At 36.5% G+C, this 17,241-nt stretch carries 22 protein-coding genes, 1 tRNA gene and 1 pseudogene; 6 read left to right on the forward strand and 18 right to left on the reverse strand.

What is annotated here, in order from left to right:
- Positions 1–67: 67 nt before the first annotated feature.
- From glsA to amaP (OZ002_RS05575), 8 genes are all read right to left on the reverse strand, one after another.
- The gene (gene glsA, locus OZ002_RS05540) at positions 68–994 is read right to left on the reverse strand and encodes a glutaminase A (protein WP_058140345.1); all 927 of its coding nucleotides are present in this window, start codon (positions 992–994) and stop codon (positions 68–70) included.
- Between the two features lie 22 nt (positions 995–1,016).
- The gene (locus tag OZ002_RS05545) at positions 1,017–2,444 is read right to left on the reverse strand and encodes an amino acid permease (protein WP_002297463.1); all 1,428 of its coding nucleotides are present in this window, start codon (positions 2,442–2,444) and stop codon (positions 1,017–1,019) included.
- A gap of 30 nt (positions 2,445–2,474) precedes the next feature.
- Positions 2,475–3,689, reverse strand: coding sequence for an ammonium transporter (locus tag OZ002_RS05550; protein WP_002296683.1), 1,215 nt, complete (start codon positions 3,687–3,689; stop codon positions 2,475–2,477).
- Between the two features lie 85 nt (positions 3,690–3,774).
- The gene (locus OZ002_RS05555) at positions 3,775–4,002 is read right to left on the reverse strand and encodes a hypothetical protein (protein ID WP_125179352.1); all 228 of its coding nucleotides are present in this window, start codon (positions 4,000–4,002) and stop codon (positions 3,775–3,777) included.
- Positions 4,003–4,029: 27 nt separating this feature from the next.
- Entirely contained in the window at positions 4,030–4,272 is a 243-nt protein-coding gene (locus OZ002_RS05560; protein ID WP_002290686.1) for a GlsB/YeaQ/YmgE family stress response membrane protein, read from the reverse strand.
- A 31-nt stretch (positions 4,273–4,303) separates the two neighbouring features.
- Entirely contained in the window at positions 4,304–4,861 is a 558-nt protein-coding gene (locus tag OZ002_RS05565; protein WP_002295944.1) for an Asp23/Gls24 family envelope stress response protein, read from the reverse strand.
- A 12-nt stretch (positions 4,862–4,873) separates the two neighbouring features.
- Entirely contained in the window at positions 4,874–5,062 is a 189-nt protein-coding gene (locus tag OZ002_RS05570; RefSeq protein ID WP_002295945.1) for a DUF2273 domain-containing protein, read from the reverse strand.
- Positions 5,063–5,074: 12 nt separating this feature from the next.
- On the reverse strand, positions 5,075–5,641 hold the full coding sequence (gene amaP / locus OZ002_RS05575) for an alkaline shock response membrane anchor protein AmaP (RefSeq protein WP_002295947.1): 567 nt from the start codon (positions 5,639–5,641) through the stop codon (positions 5,075–5,077).
- A 416-nt stretch (positions 5,642–6,057) separates the two neighbouring features.
- On the opposite strand from amaP (OZ002_RS05575), the gene OZ002_RS05580 reads away from it, so the two are divergent.
- The 4 genes and pseudogenes from OZ002_RS05580 (at position 6,058) to OZ002_RS05595 (ending at position 8,583) form a co-directional block, all read left to right on the forward strand.
- On the forward strand, positions 6,058–6,231 hold the full coding sequence (locus tag OZ002_RS05580) for a hypothetical protein (RefSeq protein ID WP_002291299.1): 174 nt from the start codon (positions 6,058–6,060) through the stop codon (positions 6,229–6,231).
- A gap of 635 nt (positions 6,232–6,866) precedes the next feature.
- Positions 6,867–7,340, forward strand: coding sequence for a DUF2975 domain-containing protein (locus OZ002_RS05585; RefSeq protein WP_156248988.1), 474 nt, complete (start codon positions 6,867–6,869; stop codon positions 7,338–7,340).
- Between the two features lie 8 nt (positions 7,341–7,348).
- Entirely contained in the window at positions 7,349–7,576 is a 228-nt protein-coding gene (locus OZ002_RS05590; protein WP_002295139.1) for a helix-turn-helix domain-containing protein, read from the forward strand.
- 635 nt (positions 7,577–8,211) lie between these two features.
- Positions 8,212–8,583: pseudogene (locus OZ002_RS05595) on the forward strand (hypothetical protein).
- 268 nt (positions 8,584–8,851) lie between these two features.
- Here the strand turns inward: OZ002_RS05595 and OZ002_RS05600 are convergent.
- The 9 genes from OZ002_RS05600 to OZ002_RS05640 form a co-directional block, all read right to left on the reverse strand.
- Positions 8,852–9,094 carry a GlsB/YeaQ/YmgE family stress response membrane protein gene (locus tag OZ002_RS05600; protein ID WP_002291278.1) on the reverse strand — a complete coding sequence of 81 codons (243 nt, stop codon included), beginning with the start codon at positions 9,092–9,094 and terminating at the stop codon, positions 8,852–8,854.
- Between the two features lie 31 nt (positions 9,095–9,125).
- Positions 9,126–10,028 (reverse strand): Asp23/Gls24 family envelope stress response protein, encoded by a 903-nt coding sequence (locus OZ002_RS05605; protein ID WP_002296679.1) that lies wholly within the window; start codon positions 10,026–10,028, stop codon positions 9,126–9,128.
- Positions 10,029–10,040: 12 nt separating this feature from the next.
- Positions 10,041–10,229: a DUF2273 domain-containing protein gene (locus OZ002_RS05610; RefSeq protein WP_002291274.1), complete on the reverse strand. Its 189-nt coding sequence runs from the start codon at positions 10,227–10,229 to the stop codon at positions 10,041–10,043.
- 13 nt (positions 10,230–10,242) lie between these two features.
- Positions 10,243–10,806, reverse strand: coding sequence for an alkaline shock response membrane anchor protein AmaP (amaP, locus tag OZ002_RS05615; RefSeq protein ID WP_125179355.1), 564 nt, complete (start codon positions 10,804–10,806; stop codon positions 10,243–10,245).
- 37 nt (positions 10,807–10,843) lie between these two features.
- A complete protein-coding gene (locus tag OZ002_RS05620; RefSeq protein ID WP_002296675.1) occupies positions 10,844–11,737 on the reverse strand; it encodes an SDR family oxidoreductase in 894 nt (297 codons plus the stop codon).
- Between the two features lie 77 nt (positions 11,738–11,814).
- Positions 11,815–12,738 carry a magnesium transporter CorA family protein gene (locus OZ002_RS05625; protein ID WP_002376595.1) on the reverse strand — a complete coding sequence of 308 codons (924 nt, stop codon included), beginning with the start codon at positions 12,736–12,738 and terminating at the stop codon, positions 11,815–11,817.
- A 48-nt stretch (positions 12,739–12,786) separates the two neighbouring features.
- A complete protein-coding gene (locus OZ002_RS05630; RefSeq protein ID WP_002296672.1) occupies positions 12,787–13,137 on the reverse strand; it encodes an iron-sulfur cluster biosynthesis family protein in 351 nt (116 codons plus the stop codon).
- A gap of 32 nt (positions 13,138–13,169) precedes the next feature.
- Complete coding sequence (locus tag OZ002_RS05635) at positions 13,170–14,072, reverse strand: glycosyltransferase family 8 protein (protein ID WP_002298674.1); 903 nt, start codon at positions 14,070–14,072, stop codon at positions 13,170–13,172.
- Positions 14,065–14,922 carry a glycosyltransferase family 8 protein gene (locus tag OZ002_RS05640; RefSeq protein WP_002296670.1) on the reverse strand — a complete coding sequence of 286 codons (858 nt, stop codon included), beginning with the start codon at positions 14,920–14,922 and terminating at the stop codon, positions 14,065–14,067. The genes OZ002_RS05635 and OZ002_RS05640 overlap by 8 nt, the downstream gene beginning before the upstream one ends.
- 333 nt (positions 14,923–15,255) lie before the next feature.
- Here OZ002_RS05640 and OZ002_RS05645 point away from each other — a divergent pair, with 333 nt between their 5' ends.
- Positions 15,256–16,065, forward strand: a complete 810-nt coding sequence (locus OZ002_RS05645; RefSeq protein ID WP_002296669.1) for a Cof-type HAD-IIB family hydrolase — start codon at positions 15,256–15,258, stop codon at positions 16,063–16,065.
- Positions 16,066–16,103: 38 nt separating this feature from the next.
- Positions 16,104–16,601: an isochorismatase family cysteine hydrolase gene (locus tag OZ002_RS05650; RefSeq protein ID WP_002296667.1), complete on the forward strand. Its 498-nt coding sequence runs from the start codon at positions 16,104–16,106 to the stop codon at positions 16,599–16,601.
- Positions 16,602–16,986: 385 nt separating this feature from the next.
- Here OZ002_RS05650 and OZ002_RS05655 read toward each other — a convergent pair.
- A tRNA-Ile gene (locus OZ002_RS05655) sits at positions 16,987–17,060 on the reverse strand.
- Between the last annotated feature and the right edge of the window lie 181 nt (positions 17,061–17,241).

Here is a 17,241-nt window from a genome sequence, read left to right on the forward strand (position 1 = left end):
AATTTCAGCCTCATTGTAGGTAGCTTTGAGCCGTTTGGACTTTTACCCCAGTCTTTTTTAGGGATGGTTATTCAAAGATGTCAGCGTCTAGTTCTTTGACTACATCTTTCAACAATTGGATACCAGCTGCGCTGTTACCAAATGGATCTAGTGCCGGGCTGAAGACACCTATGCCGTAACGATTTGGCACAGCTGCCATCAACCCGCCGCCTACACCGCTTTTTGCAGGTACACCAACATGGACGGAAAACTCTCCTGATTCATCATACAAACCAGCAGTTGTCATAATTGATTTGACGATTGTAGCACTTTCTTCAGTAATGATTTGTTTGCCATTCCAAGGAGCAATTCCTTTATTTGCCAGCACAGCAGCTAATTTTGCTATACCTGTAGCGGTGACATTGACGGAACATTGTCTGAAATAGGCATCGAGTATCTCTGGAACGTCTCCCTCGATCATTTGATTGCCTTTCATGTAATAAGCAAGAGAGCGATTGATATCACCTGTTCTTGATTCAGAATGATAGATTTCTTCATTCAATGTGATATTAGGATCATCACAGATCTCTTTCATAAATGACAAGATTCGCTCAAATCTTTCATCTGCATCTTTACCGGCAATCAACGAGGTTGTTGCAATCGCTCCTGCATTAACAAAAGGATTCATTGGATGTTTGCGATGGTTGATTTCCATATTCATGATAGAATTGAAGGCAAAACCGGTTGGTTCCGTGTTGATTGTTTGAAAGACTTTTTCTATTCCGTTGTCTTTGATTGCTAATAACAATACGGGAACTTTTGACATGCTTTCGATGGCAAAGCGCACATCGGCATCTCCTCCCTCAATCAGTTGTTTTGTATCCAAATCATAAATCGCCATACCTAATTGTTTAGGATCCACTTCAGCTAATGCTGGAATGTAATCCGCCACTTGTCCTGTTTGATAATAGTGGAAATTTTTTCCAATCAATTGTTCTAATTCTTTTACTTCCATTTGAATAACCAGCTTTCATTTTTTATTTTTCTGCATGCTGGAATTTATGACGGCATGCGTAGATCGTAAATGGAATAACTAAGACGATAAGATAAGAAACAATCAGAATCGTTTCATAAATCCCGTGCTGTCCAGCTGCGATACTAGCAGGTGGAACAAATGAGATACAAAAAGCAAAAAGTGAAGTCAAAAGACCTAAACAAGCAACGATTACTTTTACAACTTTTCCGCCTGGAACCTGATAGGCTCTTTCAAGACTGTCATCTTTAAAAACCAGCTTCAAATAGCCCGCGAAAAACATAAAGTACAACATCAGGTAGATTACAACAGTCAATGACATCGCTGCAAGAAATGAAAGATTATTCCCCCCGCCGCTTAATGTAAAGACGGCTGCCCAGATTGTTGCAACGATCCCATTTGCGATCATCAAATGAGCAGGAACACCGTGTGTGTTTTCTTTTGCAAAATATTCAGGAAGTAATCCTTCTTCTGCTGCTACGTGAAGTGCTTTTGAAGGAGAGGTTACCCAAGAAGCAATTTCTCCGATGACACCTAAACAAACAAGAATCGCAAGAATTTTCGCAATCCATGCAAGATTTGGATCAATGTGTCTTAATAGGAATTCTAACGATTGAATCACCCCTGTATTAAGAGACAAACCATGTTGAGGTACTGTAGTAGCGACGGTCAATCCGCCAAAAGTATCTAAAATGATTGCCAGAATAACCAATACAAACATTGCTAATGGATAATCCTTTTTAGGGTTTTCCATTTCATTTGCATGACTGGCAGATGTTTCTACGCCCATATATGCTAAAATAAAGGAAACAAAAACAACCAGCGTAGGCAATTTCGAAAAATCAGGAATCAATGTTTTCATAGACAGTGTCGTTTGTAGTGGAGCGCCTGAAGCGACATAATGGATCCCTAAGCCAAACAGGACTAATGCTGGCAACAAGATACCAGCTACAAAACCGATCCGAGCAATCAATGAAGTGTATTTGGTTCCTTTTAACTGAGAGAGTAAAATAGCCCAGAAAATAATCAATAGGATTGCCAATTTCAGATATTTATTGTTTTGTATAGCACCAATACCCGTTGCATAGGATAATGCACCAGTTAAGAAATACAGCATGGTCAAGTAGCCAACTGTTATCTCAAACCATTGGAAAAAGATTGCGGCAAAACCGAATCGTTTTCCCAATGTGCGACTGACCCAAGTATAGACACCGCCTTTTTCCCATCCTTTCACCGTTGCCATCTCTGCTGCGCACAATGCCACAGGGATAAACCATAGCAAACCGCCTAATAACAAGAAAAATACTAAGCTGAAGCCTGAGGTCGCGAATGTGGGATATTCATATAATGAAACGACCATTGAGATGGTCATAGCCAAAAAGCCAAAGAACGTTAATTTTTTTGCAGGAATTTTCGTTTTGCTTTGTTGCATGAATCTTCCTCTTTTCTATTTGAATTTGTTTCAATTGAGTTTGTTGCCAAAGAAGAAAAAGTCCAATCCTTCTTCTTGTTCTTCTTTTGTAGTAGTGATCGTTGTAAAGTGCATCGCCGATTTTAAAATCACTGTTGTCAGCACATAGGCATACACGGCAGTAATGATGACACCAATCACTTGAATCCCTAAGAAGTACCAGCTGCTTGGATTCGTTAGTAGATGGCTGTTAGATGCAAAGATCCCTATCAGAATCGTACCTGTGAATCCGCCCATGCCATGAACACCCCACACATCAAGTGCATCATCCCATTGTTTCTTTTTACGAAAATCAACAGCAGCATGACAGACGATACCCGCAATGATCCCAATCAGCATGGCACTTTTTGCTTCTACATAACCGGCACAAGGCGTAATGGCTGCCAATCCAGCAACGGATCCTGTTAGTACGTCGACAAAATCAAAGCCATTTCCTTTTACTTTTGCAATGATCAGCCAAGTAATCATCGCAAATGCAAGAGCGATGAATGTTGAACCAAATGCATTGACTGCTTGTTCATCTGCTCGAAGTGCACCACCGGAATTAAAACCGAACCAGCCAAACCAAAGCAGTCCTGTACCGATAGCAGCTGCCATAAGACTGCTATGCTGACTTCTTTCTCCTAAAGGAATCTTTCTTTGACCAAGTGTGAGGATACATGCTAAAGAGCCGAATCCAGCTGTCGTGTGGATGACTGCTCCACCAGCGAAATCTCTAAATCCCATCTGATCCAAAAATCCGCCGCCCCATATCCAGTGGCAAACAGGGAAATAAATCAGCAGATTCCAAAAAATAACAAGTATAATATAGCCTTTTAAATTCAATCTCCCTGCAAAAGCTCCTGTCATCAAAGGAACGGTAATCACGATAAACATCAGTTGGTAAAGAAAGAACATTAAAAATGGAATCGTTGCACCATGAAACATGTTGGGGAAGCTTGTAACATGTCTCATCAAAAAGAAATCTGCCGGGTTTCCAATAACACCGCCGATATCCCGTCCAAAGGCCAATCCGAATCCACCAAATACCCACATAATCGTTGTTATCCCAACGGAGAGAAAAGATTGAGACATGATCGTTAGTATATTATTCTTCCGTGCTAATCCGCCGTAAAAAAAAGCTAGACCAGGAGTCATCAGGCAAACCATTGCTGTACATAAAATCATGAATGCTGTATCTCCTGTATTGATAGGTAATGTATTCATTTTTTTCGCCTCCTTTCTACGATTACGAGTATAAAAGAAGGTGTAGTTGTTTTTTTCTTCTGTTTTTTTGAATTAATACTTGCATTTATAAAAGACAGACAATTAATAAAAGCTTGATGTGTTGTGCTCTTTTTCGTTTTTCACACAAATAAAGACAAAAAATAAACGGTCTTCTTTTTATAGAAAACCGTTTATTTTCGTCTTTTTTTATTTTTAAAGATATTTTTTCATAAGGAATAAAGAATACTTCATATAAAATATATAAAAAAGAACCGCAGCAAGTTTCGCTACGGTTCTCAAATTTATTCTTCATTTCAACATAAGTTTTTCTTCAATTTGCTTATAATTTACGTGCAAAGAATGAAACGACTAATACTAAAATGATTGCACCGATCAATGATGGAATGATAGCCATTCCTGCAATTGTTGGTCCCCAAGTTCCTAGTAAAGCTTGTCCAATTGCTGAACCTACTAAACCAGCAATGATGTTTGCGATGATCCCCATTGATGATCCTTTATTCGTGATTGCTCCTGCAATTGCTCCAATGATACCGCCAACGATTAATGCCCAAATAAATCCCATTTTAAATTCCTCCTAACTGACTTCTTACTTCTTATTGCACACGTGGTTCGTTATTTTCTTTGACTTTTTGTGCACCTTTGCCTACAGCAGATTTTGCTTTATCTGTTTGGCGTGAAGCAAATTGTCCTGTTGATTTTGCTGCTTCTGTTACTTTGTCTTGTACTGTTTCTTGATCTTTTTGGTATTCTTCTTGTGTTTTGATGTCTGCAACATTCACATTCACTTCGATAACATCTAAATGTGTCATATTGTTTACTTCAGTACTGATCAATTCTTTGATTTGGTTGTAAATATCTTCGATGTCTTTACCGTATTCTACGATCACATCTAGATCCACAGCTACTTGTTTCTTACCTACTTCTGTATTGATACCTGCTGTTACGTTATCTGTGTTGACTAATTTTTCAGCCATATTTGAGAAAAATCCGCCATCTAATGTCAATAGACCATCTACATCTTTCAATGCATAACCGATGATTTTTTGGATGACTTTGTCTTCATAAGTCAATTCACCATTCATCATGCGGTTTTCTCCTTTTTCATTTGCCAAAACTGATCCATTTGTTGTATTCATGTTTTTGTTTTCCATCTTTGTTTCCTCCTATGATTTAAAAAATTGATCAACTATTCCTGACTGTTTCAAATAAAAACCGATTCCTGCGCCAATTGCTGTCATGATTATGATCAACAATGTCTTGAAAAATCCAATCGTTAACCATAAAACAGCTAGCAGTAGTCCAAGACCCCCAAAGATAATAGGGAGCTTGTATGCTGAAAATAGTTCTTTCATTATTTGGCCCTCCTATTCCACTCGAGAGTGCTTGTAGTCTCTTGTATCTTCTTGTTCTTCATAACCGCTGTATGTGACTGCCACTTTGACCGTTTCTTTTGTTCCGAGTACTTTAGTCACTTCTTCTTCGATGTCTTGCATCAATACACCTGTTTTCCCTACTAATGAAGAAGTTCGTTTCAAGTCTCCGTTGACATGGATATGGATTCGATTTTTCGTTGAACGTATCCGTACTTTAGGTGAATGAATGAACTCTTCTTCGTGTAAATGGGAACGTACCAACCCTTCGATCGCTTTTTTGTCGATTGTTAGTTTGCCATCTTCCCGTTTCATAACGAAAGTTCCTCTTGACTTTGGATAGAAAAGAACGACTAGCAAGATGATAATAGCAAGAACGGCAAATACTACAGCTGCCCAGAAAATATATTGTTGCATGTAGTAATTCGTTAAAGTAAAGAAGCGAAATCGTTCCAATTGTTCAGGCATAATATACGGCGCATTGATCAACGCAATCGCTAGAAATACTGAAAGTAGCAGTAAACTCATGATAACACCGATTATTTTTAACCCCTTATTCATTTTCCACCTCCTATAAACTTATTTTTACCCTGTAAATAACTCTACCGACAATCACAGTATAGATAGCGAACAGTTAGCATAGCATCAGTAAATAAAGCGCTACCAAACATTGCTGGATCATAACGGCGTTTTATTGCCAGTCTGATACTGAAATAACAATTGCTTACTTATTCTCTATTTACTTTTGATTGCTGGCTATACTTAAAGGATATTATTCAAGATTAAAAATTGCAAAGATTATGCTCAGTTATTATTACAAGATTCTATTTATTTATTAAATTTTTTCGGAGAATTAAAAAATACAATAAATAACTTTAGTTACTTTAATGCGTTCTTGCTTTATTTTTATATTATCATTTTTCTTATTTTCTTCTTTGGTTTATACTATTCTTATAAATAAAAACGAGGTATGTCCTATGATGAAAAGATTGTATTATTCATTGATCATAACGATTGGCTATTTGATTGTATCGAATCTTGGAAATATGGTATTTGGTATCAGTAAAGAATTCAGCTGGACTACTACACTATGGGAATCTTTATTCTTTTTCATCTTTGTATTTTTGTTACAAAATTATCGAAAAAAATAAACATGTGCCATCTATCTGTTGGCACATGTTTTAGGATTTATGGTACTTTTTATTCGGCAATCCATTTTATTTTTCTACTTCTTCTTAATACCTCTAACACTTTTGATTTATAAACTAATCCAATGCATCTACTTGCGCTTATTAAGCTATTTCAGCTAGATAGTACCACCCCATGCGTCAATGCTTGATTTTCCTTTTGTATAACATTGTATAAGCAATAAAGGACAAATAAGTGGTGATTACACCAAACCATTGAGTAAGAAAAATTCTGATACGTAAATAAACATGAACTTGAAAAAATTAATGAATCGGTTAGCTACTACGTAGTTGTCTTTTTTCTCATACAGTTCTGTTAACTTACACTTCTCTTCGCTAGATAATAAAAAATCCTCCAACTGTATTGTCCAATATAATCCCAGGCATCTTAGCATTATAGAAGAGACACACATAGAATCTAAAATAACTGGTTTTAAATGTTTCTTACAATCAAAAAAAGCTGTTAAATGCACTCCACACCCTCATACTCTATCATTTTTCATAAACGATATATTTTTATTGTTTTTCGATAAAAAATAGTTGTTTTACAATAATTATTCTGCTATATTTTAGCTATCAAAGATAAAAGAGGGATAAAAATGAAATTTAAAACATTGCTATTAAAATTTGTCGTTTTAGGTATAAGTGCCGTATTTATTTTGTTCGGCGTACTTTTTTACACTCAGATCGCTACAAGCGAAAAAGGATTCAATTTTGATTGGCAGACCACATTATTTGTTTCTGTCATTTACTTTGCCCTTCTCCTAGGGATCGTTATTGCTTATTTCTTATTGAAACTATTGAAAAAAATCGAAGATAACCAAGCTTTTTCCACTCAAAGCTTAAACATACTAAAAAAAATCGAACGAACCATTTTATTTATTGGTTTCGCTTTTTTTGGCTTACTTCCTAAATTTATGAAAGTAGCGGATTTAGACGATGCTCCAGGTTTGATGTTGGTAGGAATCGCTGTCGTATTCATTCCTTTTGCAGTATACACATTAACAAGCGTGCTGGAAAAACTGCTTGAACATGAGATTTTACTTAAGACAGATAATGATTTGACAGTGTGAGGTGCGACATGGCAATTATCGTTAATTTAGATGTAGTATTAGCTCAAAAAAAAATGAGTGTGACTGAATTGAGTGAGAAAGTGGGCATTACGATGGCAAACATCTCTATTCTAAAAAATGGAAAAGCAAAAGCCATCCGTTTTTCCACTCTCGAAAAAATCTGCCAAGTTTTGGAGTGTCAACCGGGTGATTTGTTGACCTATAAAAATGACTCGAATACTATACCAGAAGAATAAAATAAAGTAGAACAAACAGTAAATAAAAAATAATCTGAATGATAGATGTGTGAGACTTTTAGAAGTTATTTACGTCTATTATTCAGATTTTTTATTTCGATTGAATACCGTTTTATCTATAAATAAGATATGTACTGACTCATACAAAGGGGGCCTTTTCTTCTCCATGTACTATCACTTTTCCTGATACAACTGGTTTCCTGTTACGTTGTAGTTGGATCTGCTTTTAGTATAATACTTTATTCATTCCACCAGACTGATAGCAGTTTGAGCAGTCTAAATAATCATATAGTATTACAGGCCATTCTGTTTCATACCTTGAAGTGCTTAAAACTTCAGCTAATGGCCCATTGTGTTAACTCTTACTCCATTCTTTTTTAGTAAACTCCCATATATACTGTAAAGCCTTCTATATATTATGTCATGTTGCTTTTTACCATTTACTATGTAGTTTTGATAAAATGATTTGAATAACAGTGATGGACTATTCTTTTTTATTTTTAACATTATTTTGATAATAATGATTATTTATTTAAAAACACATTAGATAACATTTGTTACGACACGAAAAAGCTTCACAAACAAATATCGTTATTTTAAAATGAGGGCGAACTCACACAATTAGGAGGAATAGTATGCCATTTATTGTTTACTTTTTTCTTTCATTACTCGTGATCTATATTCCATTACCAACATTTTTCCTGCTCGTCAATCGTCTAGCAGAGCAACATGATACGATTACTTCTCTTACGAAACTTTGTTTACTTCTATTTGTTTGTCTAGATTACTTTACGAGCTATTATTGGCTAAAACAGACATGAGTAAAAAAGAGATATTATTTCTTCCTTGTCTTTTTCAATCTCTTTGAGTTTCTGATCCATTGCTTTTTACTTCATCAGTATCATACGATCCATTTGTGGATCATCTGGGTTTTCCAAGTGGTCATATTATTTTGTATGTTCACCTTTCCTATCTCAAGAAAATTCAGGGAGGCATTGTTTTATTAAAAGGTTGTGAAAAAGCTGTCTTATAGCAATCAACAAGGACACATTTAAGGAAAACTTTTAAAAATCTAATTGGAAATTTGCCCGCATAAATAAGAGGCTGTGACAAAAGTCTTGTCACAGCCTCTTATTCCGAATAAACAGTGTTCAAAAGCTTGCATCTTCGATAATAAGCCCAACCAAATGAAAAATATGAGAAGCTATTTTTGTTTGGCTGTTCTTATTACTTGATGAAGAACAGCTTTTTCACGACCTCTTTTTAAAAGTCTTTTTACAGTTTTCGAGCAAAGAATGATACGATTAGTACTAAAATGATGGCACCAATCAATGATGGCACGATTGCCATTCCTGCAATACTTGGTCCCCAAGAACCTAATAATGCTTGACCAAGTGCTGATCCAACTAAACCTGCTACGACATTTGCAATAATCCCCATCGAAGAACCTTTATTCGTGATTGCTCCTGCAATTGCTCCGATAATTCCTCCGACGATAAGTGACCAAATAAATCCCATGTTTCGTTCCTCCTAATGTTTTACTTCCTTATTACTGAACCCGTGGTTCTGTATTTTCTTTTACTTTTTGTGCGCCGCTTCCAGCTGCTGATTTTACTTTATCTGTTTGATTCGAAGCAAATTCACCGGTTTTTTTCGCTGCGTCAGTTACTTTGTCTTGCACCGTTTCTTGATCTTTTTCAAATTCTTCTTTTGTTTTGATGTCCACTACGTTAGCGTTGACTTCGATCACTTCTAAGTGTGTCATATTTTTTACTTCTTTGCCGATTACTTCTTGCATTTCTTCAAATATTTTTTCGATATCTTTGCCATATTCCACAATGACATCCATATCAACTGCTACTTGTTTTTTACCGACTTCTGTTTCGATCCCAGCCGTTACATTATCTGTATTCACAAGTTTTCCTGCCACATTAGAGAAGAAACCACCGTTTGCAGATAATAAACCGTCTACTTGTTCAATTGCGATTCCGATGATTTTTTGCACAACTTTATCTTCATAATTCAGCTCACCGCGCATTGAATCTTCCTGTTCAGAATCATGCTTTCCTTGGTTATTTGTATGATCAGAACCAAGTTTTCCTTGTCCGTTTGTGTGGTCAGAACTAAGTTTTTCTTGTGCTTTCGCATGGTCAGAAGGATGTTTTTGCTCTTCCACAGGTTTAGAAGGATCGATTGCATCATGTTGTTCTGGAACTTTAGATTCTGGTGTTCCTGGATGATGAGGTGCATGCTTTTCTGCATCATGTTTCTTCTCTTCTACTCCTTGTTGAACGTTAGGGACTACTGGATCTGGATGTGCAGATACTGGTGCTGTTTTGTTCTTTTCATCGTTCACACCATTTGATTGGTTTGGTGTCGTTGGGTCTGGATGTGCAGACACTGGTTTTTGGTTGTTCATTTTATTGTTATTATTTTTGTTATTGTTATTCATGGATGTTTCCTCCTAAGATTTAAAATAGTGATCTAAGATTTTCGTTTGTTTCAGATAAAAACCGATAGCGACGCCGATCGCTGCCATGATCAAGATCAATAAGGTCTTGAAAAAGCCCACGGTGATCCATAAAACGGCTAATATCAATCCAAGTACCCCAAAGATGATAGGGAGCTTGTATGTCGAAAATAGTTCTTTCATTTTTGGTCCCCCTCTATTCTACTCGTTTGCGGTCATTGCTTCGTTTAGCTGGTTCTTCAAAGCCTGTGTATTTCACCGATACTTTCACTGGCTCTTTTGTTCCCAATATGTGTCGTACTTCATTTTCGATTTCTTTCATCAATGTTCCTGTTTTACCAATGAGTGCTGAAGTTCGTTTCAACTCCCCTTTTACATTGACGGCGATCTTGTTTTTCGTTGCTTTGACATTTACTTTTGGTGAATGGATGAATTCATCTTCATGCAAGTGAGAACGAACCATTCCTTCAATTGCTTTTTTATCCAACGTCAACTCCCCATCACCATGTTTCAGTAGAAAGTTTCCGATTGTTTTTGGATAAAACAGGAAAACAAGTAACGTGATAATTGTCAAAATAGCAAATGCAACGGCAAGCCAAAATACATATTGTTGCACGTATGAATTAGTGATGGAAAAGAATCGAAACTTCTCTAGCTGAAAAGGCAATGGATAGGTTGCACTTAATAGTATCGCAAACAAAAGCACAGATAGCAAAAGTAACGTTCCGATCACTCCGATCGTTTTTACACCTTTATTCATTTTCGCACCTCCTCATAGGGGTGAAACGATCAACTTCTTATAAGTTGATCGCTTCTCCACCAGTTACTCCGTAAATTTGAGCTGTAACATAACTTGCTTTATTCGATGCTAAGAAAACATAAACTGGTGCTAATTCTCCTGGCTGACCTGCACGTTCTAGTAAACTTTGCTGACCAAATTCAGGGATCGAATCAGAAGGTTGTCCTTCGTCTAGTTGTAATGGTGTCCAGATTGGACCAGGTGCTACACCATTTACACGGATTCCTTTAGGTGCAAGCTGTTTTGCTAAACCGATCGTAAAGTTAGCGATTGAAGCTTTTGTTGCTGCGTAATCTAATAAATGTTCGCTTGGATTGAATGCTTGAACAGAAGTTGTTGTTACGATTGCTCCTCCTGCTGGGATATGCGGAACAGCTTCTTTCACTAAAGCAAACATAGCGATGATGTTTATCATAAATGTGTCTTTGACTTGCTCAAGTGGTAACTCAGCAATAGACTGACAAGAAATTTGCTGTCCTGCGTTTAGTACCATCGTATCTAGCCCGCCAAGTTCACTCACGGCCTTATCTATGATTTCTTTAGGTGCTTGTTCGTCACGAAGATCAAAAGGTAGTAAGACAATCTTACGTCCTGCATCTTTCACGTATTTTGCTACTTCCTCTGCATCTTTTTCTTCTCCTGGGAAGAATTGAAGAGCGATATCTGCTCCTTCTCTAGCAAATGCAATCGCTGCTGCACGACCGATCCCTGAATCTCCACCAGTGATTAGTACACGGCGGTTTTCTAGTTGATTATTGCCTTCATAGGATTCTTCTCCGCAATCAGGAACAGGAATCATATTCTGCTGTAAAGCTGGTGTATCCTGATCTTGTTTAGGAAATTTCTCCGTATGGTACAAGTTTCGTGGGTCGATTAATTTTGGTTCTGTCATTGCTGTATTCCTCCTAGTTTTTAAATTGTATTGCCAAAACAAATTTCTTTGTTTGATACCTGTTTTAAATAGATTCTTTAATTTGTATAATCTTTCCGGTATAAATGGTAACCTAAAACTACTGCTGCTATCAAAGAGCCAAAGACTACGAGTATAAAGCCTAGAGCAGAACTTTTACCCGGTAATCCTCCTGTATTCATTCCCCAAATCCCTGCGAACAACGCCGGAACGGAAATGATTAATGCAGCTGAATCTAGATATTTCATGATATGATTTAGATTATTGTCCATCATCCCGTTGAATAGATCACCAATACTCTCTAATAAATCTCGATAGATCTCGATCATTTTTTCTGTTTGTCGCTGTCTCAAATGGACATCATAGAGTAGCTGTTCATCATCTAAACGTTTGATGAAAGTTTCAGAATTCCATAATTGATCCATTGTTTCCCGTTGATCTCTTAAGGTATGATCGATATATACGATGTCTCTTTCAAGATCTGCCTGTTTATACAGTTCTTCATTCTCCGTTGTTTTACGAGCTGCTTTATCCAAAGCGTCAATTCGCTTTTTCATCTCTCTTAGTTCTTTCACGTAATGGGTGTAAATATCTAATAATGTATACGTGATGATCTTTTCAAACGAGTTTAAATGATTTCCATGCTTTGTCAGCAGCCGATCCACAAATTCGGTTTTTCTATCGATACAAGTAATCAAGAGATTATCGGAAAGTACAAAAGATATTGGCGTTAATTTTTTTTCGATACGATTATCTGACTGATCTAGATTAATCACTACCAAAGAAAATGGATGCTCTAGTTTCGTCTCATAAAGGCGCTCCATCCGAGAAACTTCTTCCGGATATTCGGTTCCTACGAAAATATCATCAGGAAGCTCGAATTCTTCGATTGCTTGCTCAATCTCTTCGGGCTTTGCACTATCAAGTACGAGCCAATTATATTTTTTTTCATCTGTTTCTGTTACATTCTTTTCTTCATCCACAAAGTAGTATCTCAATGTATACCTCCTTTTTGGACTTTCTCGAAACTATTAGCTGAAGAAGCAGTTCTTTAATTTGATATTATAATCGAGTACTGCGATTTCATTTTCTAATGAAAAGCTGTCAAGCTGTTTGTTGAAGTCCATGTTCAATCGTTTACCGAAATAATTTTGCTCTAATTTAGATGTATAGATGTCCAATAATGGATGCTCGATTTTAGTCGCATATTCTCCAAATTCCGAAACAAAAGGAATGATTTGAAAAAAGCTGCCTTTTGCAAAAGCACCTTTGTCCCTTAAAAATGGATCGGAATCATTGATGAGCGCGAGTGCGATTTTTGTATTTTCCCCAACCTTTTCAATTAACGTCTCTACTGCATTTTTAGACATTGTAATTTCCATTCCTACTCCCCCTCTTCAGTTGTTGTCTTCTATTATTTAACAACTACATCTGTTTTTGGTTGAACTTTTGCGTATTTTGGATATTTAGGGAATTTAGCTACACAGCGGAAAGCCGTCATCCCTGCATATTTTTCGTAATATTTCTTCGTTGGCCCTTCAAAATCCTTGCTCCACGGTTTCACATGTCCTGAAAAATGGATAATGTAAGGATTGTTGCGAGTTTCTTCGTATTCACGTTCGCCTGCTGCTGTTGGATGTTTTTTTGCTTTTGCCATGATATAGCCTTGTGCATTCCAACGCGGATGAAGTGGTAACCAACGGTCATGTAAGATAGCATTTAATGCATCTTGGTCATGGAATCGTAATTTTTCTGGATTATGTTCGATGAAATCTAATACTTTTTGCGTAATATTTTCATCTAACCATTTTTTCACATTGATCAGCATCAAACCTGAGTTGAAATAACGCATTGATTTAGCTGAAATTTCCATTTTTTCCAGACGTTGATGGAACCCAGCGTCTTCAACAGCTGCTACGATTGAATCACCGAAGTCAAGACGCCATAATTTAGAGATATCTTGTAAAGCGATCATGTCGCAATCCATATATAAGATACGTTCAACTTCTGTGCCGCGGAACAATTCCGGAATCGCAATACGATAATAAGCTGTTTCTGGAATACGATCGCTGATTACCACATTTGTAAAGAATTCTTTATTGATTTTCAAGAATTCCACATCTGAGTTCATTCGTGCGTTTTTCACTGAGAAGCGTAAAAGCTGTTTACTTTCAAAATCGATATCATCGTCAATCACATAGAACCGAACAAATTTAGACGGGTTGCAATTATCTAATACTGAGACAAATAATGCAGCTAAATGTGGTACGAATTTTGTGTTACAACTTGCGACTACTGCTATTTCTTTTTTATTCATTGATCTCGCCTACTTTCGTTAGAGTACTGTGTGCTAATTTTTTTAAGTATAAATTGGTATACGGATGATCTTTCAACGTATTCCAAGGTTTATCATGTCCTGTAAAGTGAACGATCGAAGGTTTTTCATTTCCTTCTTTATACTGACGTTCATATTTTTCATTTGGTGCTGGATGACGTTCAAAAATCAGCGAAGTCTGCATGTTCCATTTTGGATGAAGTTGTTCCCAATCTTCATAAAGTACAGCATTCAAAGCATCTTGGTCGTGATAGATGATTCGATCGCCATTTTCACTGAGGTAATGGATAGTTTTTTCTGTAATTTCTTTTTTATTCCATTGATCAATGTCAATCACCATCACTCCTGAATTGAAGTACAAGTCATCGGAATCGATTCCTAATCTTTCCAAAGCTTTCACTTGGCCTGGATCGATAATAGCGCCGATTGTTTTTCCATTTAACGGCTCATCATATAGTTTTACGATATCGTCTAGTACTAACACATCTGAATCTAAGTAAAGGACTTTCTTATAATCCTCTTTAGCTAATAAGTTTGGTAAAGAAATTCTTAAGTAAGCGGTAGTTGTGATATGGTCACTGACTAGGAAGTCTTCGTAGATATCTTTTTCCACTGTCAGGAATTGGATACTTGCATTACTTGAATATTTATTTACCGTTTCTTCCAATCCTTCTTTACTATATTCTGATAGACCATCGTCAATCACATAAAATTTTATGCGTCTTGTTTTATTGCAATTTTCTAATGCAGTTGCGATCATCACGCTCAAGTAAGGAGCATAATTTTCGTCTGAAGCAGTTACCACAGGAACTACGCCGTATCTCTTCTCCATCAAAATCACTCCTTTTTCTAATCTTTTTCTAACCTGTTCTACATCTAGAATATTCCTCATTTGGTTTTAAAGCAAAATATATGCTTTGTTTTCATTGAATGTTTTAAAATTTTTTTATCACAAAACGCATTAGTAAGCGCTAACTATTCGTTTTTCATGGCTTTTTATTCAAAGGTATTGACCAAAAACTACTATATATAGCCACCTTTTTCTTAAGAATGTTTTTTGAAAAAATTCATAATGACAAAGCAAGTTAGTTTCATTTTTTTAAATTCTCATTTAATCTTAAGGTAACAGGAAAATAGATATGTAAAAAGAAAGTAGGAAGATAAAATGAAACTAGCAGCGATTGATTTAGACGGTACCTTGCTTGATCGAAATGGAAAGATACCAGAAGAAAATATCCAAGCACTTCGGAAATTTGATGAAAATGGCGGAATCGTAACCGTCGCTACCGGAAGGAACAGCATTTCTGCTAAAGATATTTTTTCCGAATTAGGAATCGGTGGCTATTTGATTTCTTCCAATGGTTCACTGATTGCTGAAATGAAGGATGGAAAAATGGCGAAAGTTCTCAGACGTTCAAAAATAGATAGCGATACACTGAGAAAAGCCTTCTTCTATGCTCAAGAAGCGAAAATATCCATCATTGCTAGCCGAGAAACCCAAGATGATCAGCTGACATTCGATGAATCAAATCTAGTCAAAGATGACCCTTATTATGAACATTTCAATTTACAGAACCATTCTTTTGATCAAATTTTAAATATGTTGGAAGATCCTTCTCTTAGTTATCTTAAATTAGCATTAACAGATAAGAGTGAAGAAAAACTACAGAAGCTACAAAGAGATCTGCAAGCAGATGGTATCCAATCAGTATTCTCTGATCCGCATTTCTTAGAAATCACGCCTACAGGTATCACTAAAGCTCATTCACTTGTTTTTCTGGCGGATTACCTTGGAATCGAATCGAGTGACATCATGGCTTTTGGCGATCAAGAAAACGACATTGCTATGTTGAATTACAGCGGGTTGAGTATTGCGATGGGGAATGCACAGCGACAAGTAAAAGAAATTGCAAACCAAGTAACGCTGACGAATGAAGAAGCTGGTGTTGCTTATATTTTAAAAAACTTTTATTAAAAGAATAAAATGACGATATGAATGTAGGAGGAAAGAAAATGTTAGTTATTATTGATATGCAAAATCATATTCTTGATCCAAACAGCGAATTTTATATTCCAGAGTCAGATCAATTGGCAGAACGTATTGCTCAAAGATTAGCTAAAGCACGCCAAAATAATGAATATATTCTCTTCACACGGGATATTCCAGTTGAACTGAAGGACAAAGAAGAAGAACGAGAAGATTTGCAATTGATCCCTCTTCTTTCTCCACAAGAAAATGAACGAGTGATTAAAAAGTATTACTTTACGATTCCACCTGAAACTTTAGCTGAAATCCAGGAAACTTTATTTGAAAGCAAAGAAGAACAAAAAGAGATCGAAGTAGTCGGGATTGAAACAAACTTGTGTGTACTCTCTAATCTGATAGGCCTGCAGAGTGCTTTTCCTGAAGCAGACTTTTTTGTTGATCCAATGTTAGTCTCCAGTAGAAAACACGGAGAATCCGCTTTAGAGCTGTTGAAAGATTTCAACGTCTCTATCGTCGAATCATAAAAATATCTATCTTCATTTACGATATTTAACACACAATAAAAAAAGCACGCAGAACTGTTTTAGTCCTACGTGCTTTTTCTATCAAAGTAGATTGGCTTTTTTATGACACAGAGTGAAACGGCAGGCTCACGACCTCTTTCTTAAATGGTGTTCAATCAGCTGACCCTCGGTATTAGCTTAACAAACGGCAAAATATGAGGAACTATTTTTCCGTTTGTTTCTCTAATACTCAGGTCAAAACGCTGATTTCACAACCTCTTCCTTAAACGGTATTCAAAAGCTTGCATCTGCAGTAATAAGTCCAGCCAAGTAAAAAACATAAGAAGCTGTTTTTACTTGGCTGTTCTTATTACTTGATGCAGGGCAGCTTTTTCACAACCTCTTATGTACCTTGTAGGACTCGAACCTACGACCGGACGGTTATGAGCCGTCTGCTCTAACCAACTGAGCTAAAGGTACATCATAAATAAAATTTATTTTTGTTACTTTTCAACTATAGCACGGATGATAAACGATAAAGTCCATATAATTGTGTAAAAGATAAAAGGCCATGTAACAGCCCTTTTACGGTACAATGTTTTTAACCACAAAAACATACCCAGGAGGACGTTACATGACCCAAGTACATTTTACACTGAAC

Source organism: Enterococcus sp. E4-150 (assembly GCF_035726465.1).
GTDB lineage: Bacteria > Bacillota > Bacilli > Lactobacillales > Enterococcaceae > Enterococcus_B > Enterococcus_B faecium.

Excerpts from the sequence above, each read along its gene's own strand:
- glsA (WP_058140345.1), bottom strand. The coding sequence starts at position 994 with ATGGAAGTAAAAGAATTAGAACAATTGATTGGAAAAAATTTCCACTAT.
- OZ002_RS05545 (WP_002297463.1), bottom strand. The coding sequence starts at position 2,444 with ATGCAACAAAGCAAAACGAAAATTCCTGCAAAAAAATTAACGTTCTTT.
- OZ002_RS05550 (WP_002296683.1), bottom strand. The coding sequence starts at position 3,689 with ATGAATACATTACCTATCAATACAGGAGATACAGCATTCATGATTTTA.
- OZ002_RS05555 (WP_125179352.1), bottom strand. The coding sequence starts at position 4,002 with ATGAAGAATAAATTTGAGAACCGTAGCGAAACTTGCTGCGGTTCTTTT.
- OZ002_RS05560 (WP_002290686.1), bottom strand. The coding sequence starts at position 4,272 with ATGGGATTTATTTGGGCATTAATCGTTGGCGGTATCATTGGAGCAATT.
- OZ002_RS05565 (WP_002295944.1), bottom strand. The coding sequence starts at position 4,861 with ATGGAAAACAAAAACATGAATACAACAAATGGATCAGTTTTGGCAAAT.
- OZ002_RS05570 (WP_002295945.1), bottom strand. The coding sequence starts at position 5,062 with ATGAAAGAACTATTTTCAGCATACAAGCTCCCTATTATCTTTGGGGGT.
- amaP (WP_002295947.1), bottom strand. The coding sequence starts at position 5,641 with ATGAATAAGGGGTTAAAAATAATCGGTGTTATCATGAGTTTACTGCTA.
- OZ002_RS05580 (WP_002291299.1), top strand. The coding sequence starts at position 6,058 with ATGATGAAAAGATTGTATTATTCATTGATCATAACGATTGGCTATTTG.
- OZ002_RS05585 (WP_156248988.1), top strand. The coding sequence starts at position 6,867 with ATGAAATTTAAAACATTGCTATTAAAATTTGTCGTTTTAGGTATAAGT.
- OZ002_RS05590 (WP_002295139.1), top strand. The coding sequence starts at position 7,349 with ATGGCAATTATCGTTAATTTAGATGTAGTATTAGCTCAAAAAAAAATG.
- OZ002_RS05600 (WP_002291278.1), bottom strand. The coding sequence starts at position 9,094 with ATGGGATTTATTTGGTCACTTATCGTCGGAGGAATTATCGGAGCAATT.
- OZ002_RS05605 (WP_002296679.1), bottom strand. The coding sequence starts at position 10,028 with ATGAATAACAATAACAAAAATAATAACAATAAAATGAACAACCAAAAA.
- OZ002_RS05610 (WP_002291274.1), bottom strand. The coding sequence starts at position 10,229 with ATGAAAGAACTATTTTCGACATACAAGCTCCCTATCATCTTTGGGGTA.
- amaP (WP_125179355.1), bottom strand. The coding sequence starts at position 10,806 with ATGAATAAAGGTGTAAAAACGATCGGAGTGATCGGAACGTTACTTTTG.
- OZ002_RS05620 (WP_002296675.1), bottom strand. The coding sequence starts at position 11,737 with ATGACAGAACCAAAATTAATCGACCCACGAAACTTGTACCATACGGAG.
- OZ002_RS05630 (WP_002296672.1), bottom strand. The coding sequence starts at position 13,137 with ATGGAAATTACAATGTCTAAAAATGCAGTAGAGACGTTAATTGAAAAG.
- OZ002_RS05635 (WP_002298674.1), bottom strand. The coding sequence starts at position 14,072 with ATGAATAAAAAAGAAATAGCAGTAGTCGCAAGTTGTAACACAAAATTC.
- OZ002_RS05640 (WP_002296670.1), bottom strand. The coding sequence starts at position 14,922 with ATGGAGAAGAGATACGGCGTAGTTCCTGTGGTAACTGCTTCAGACGAA.
- OZ002_RS05645 (WP_002296669.1), top strand. The coding sequence starts at position 15,256 with ATGAAACTAGCAGCGATTGATTTAGACGGTACCTTGCTTGATCGAAAT.
- OZ002_RS05650 (WP_002296667.1), top strand. The coding sequence starts at position 16,104 with ATGTTAGTTATTATTGATATGCAAAATCATATTCTTGATCCAAACAGC.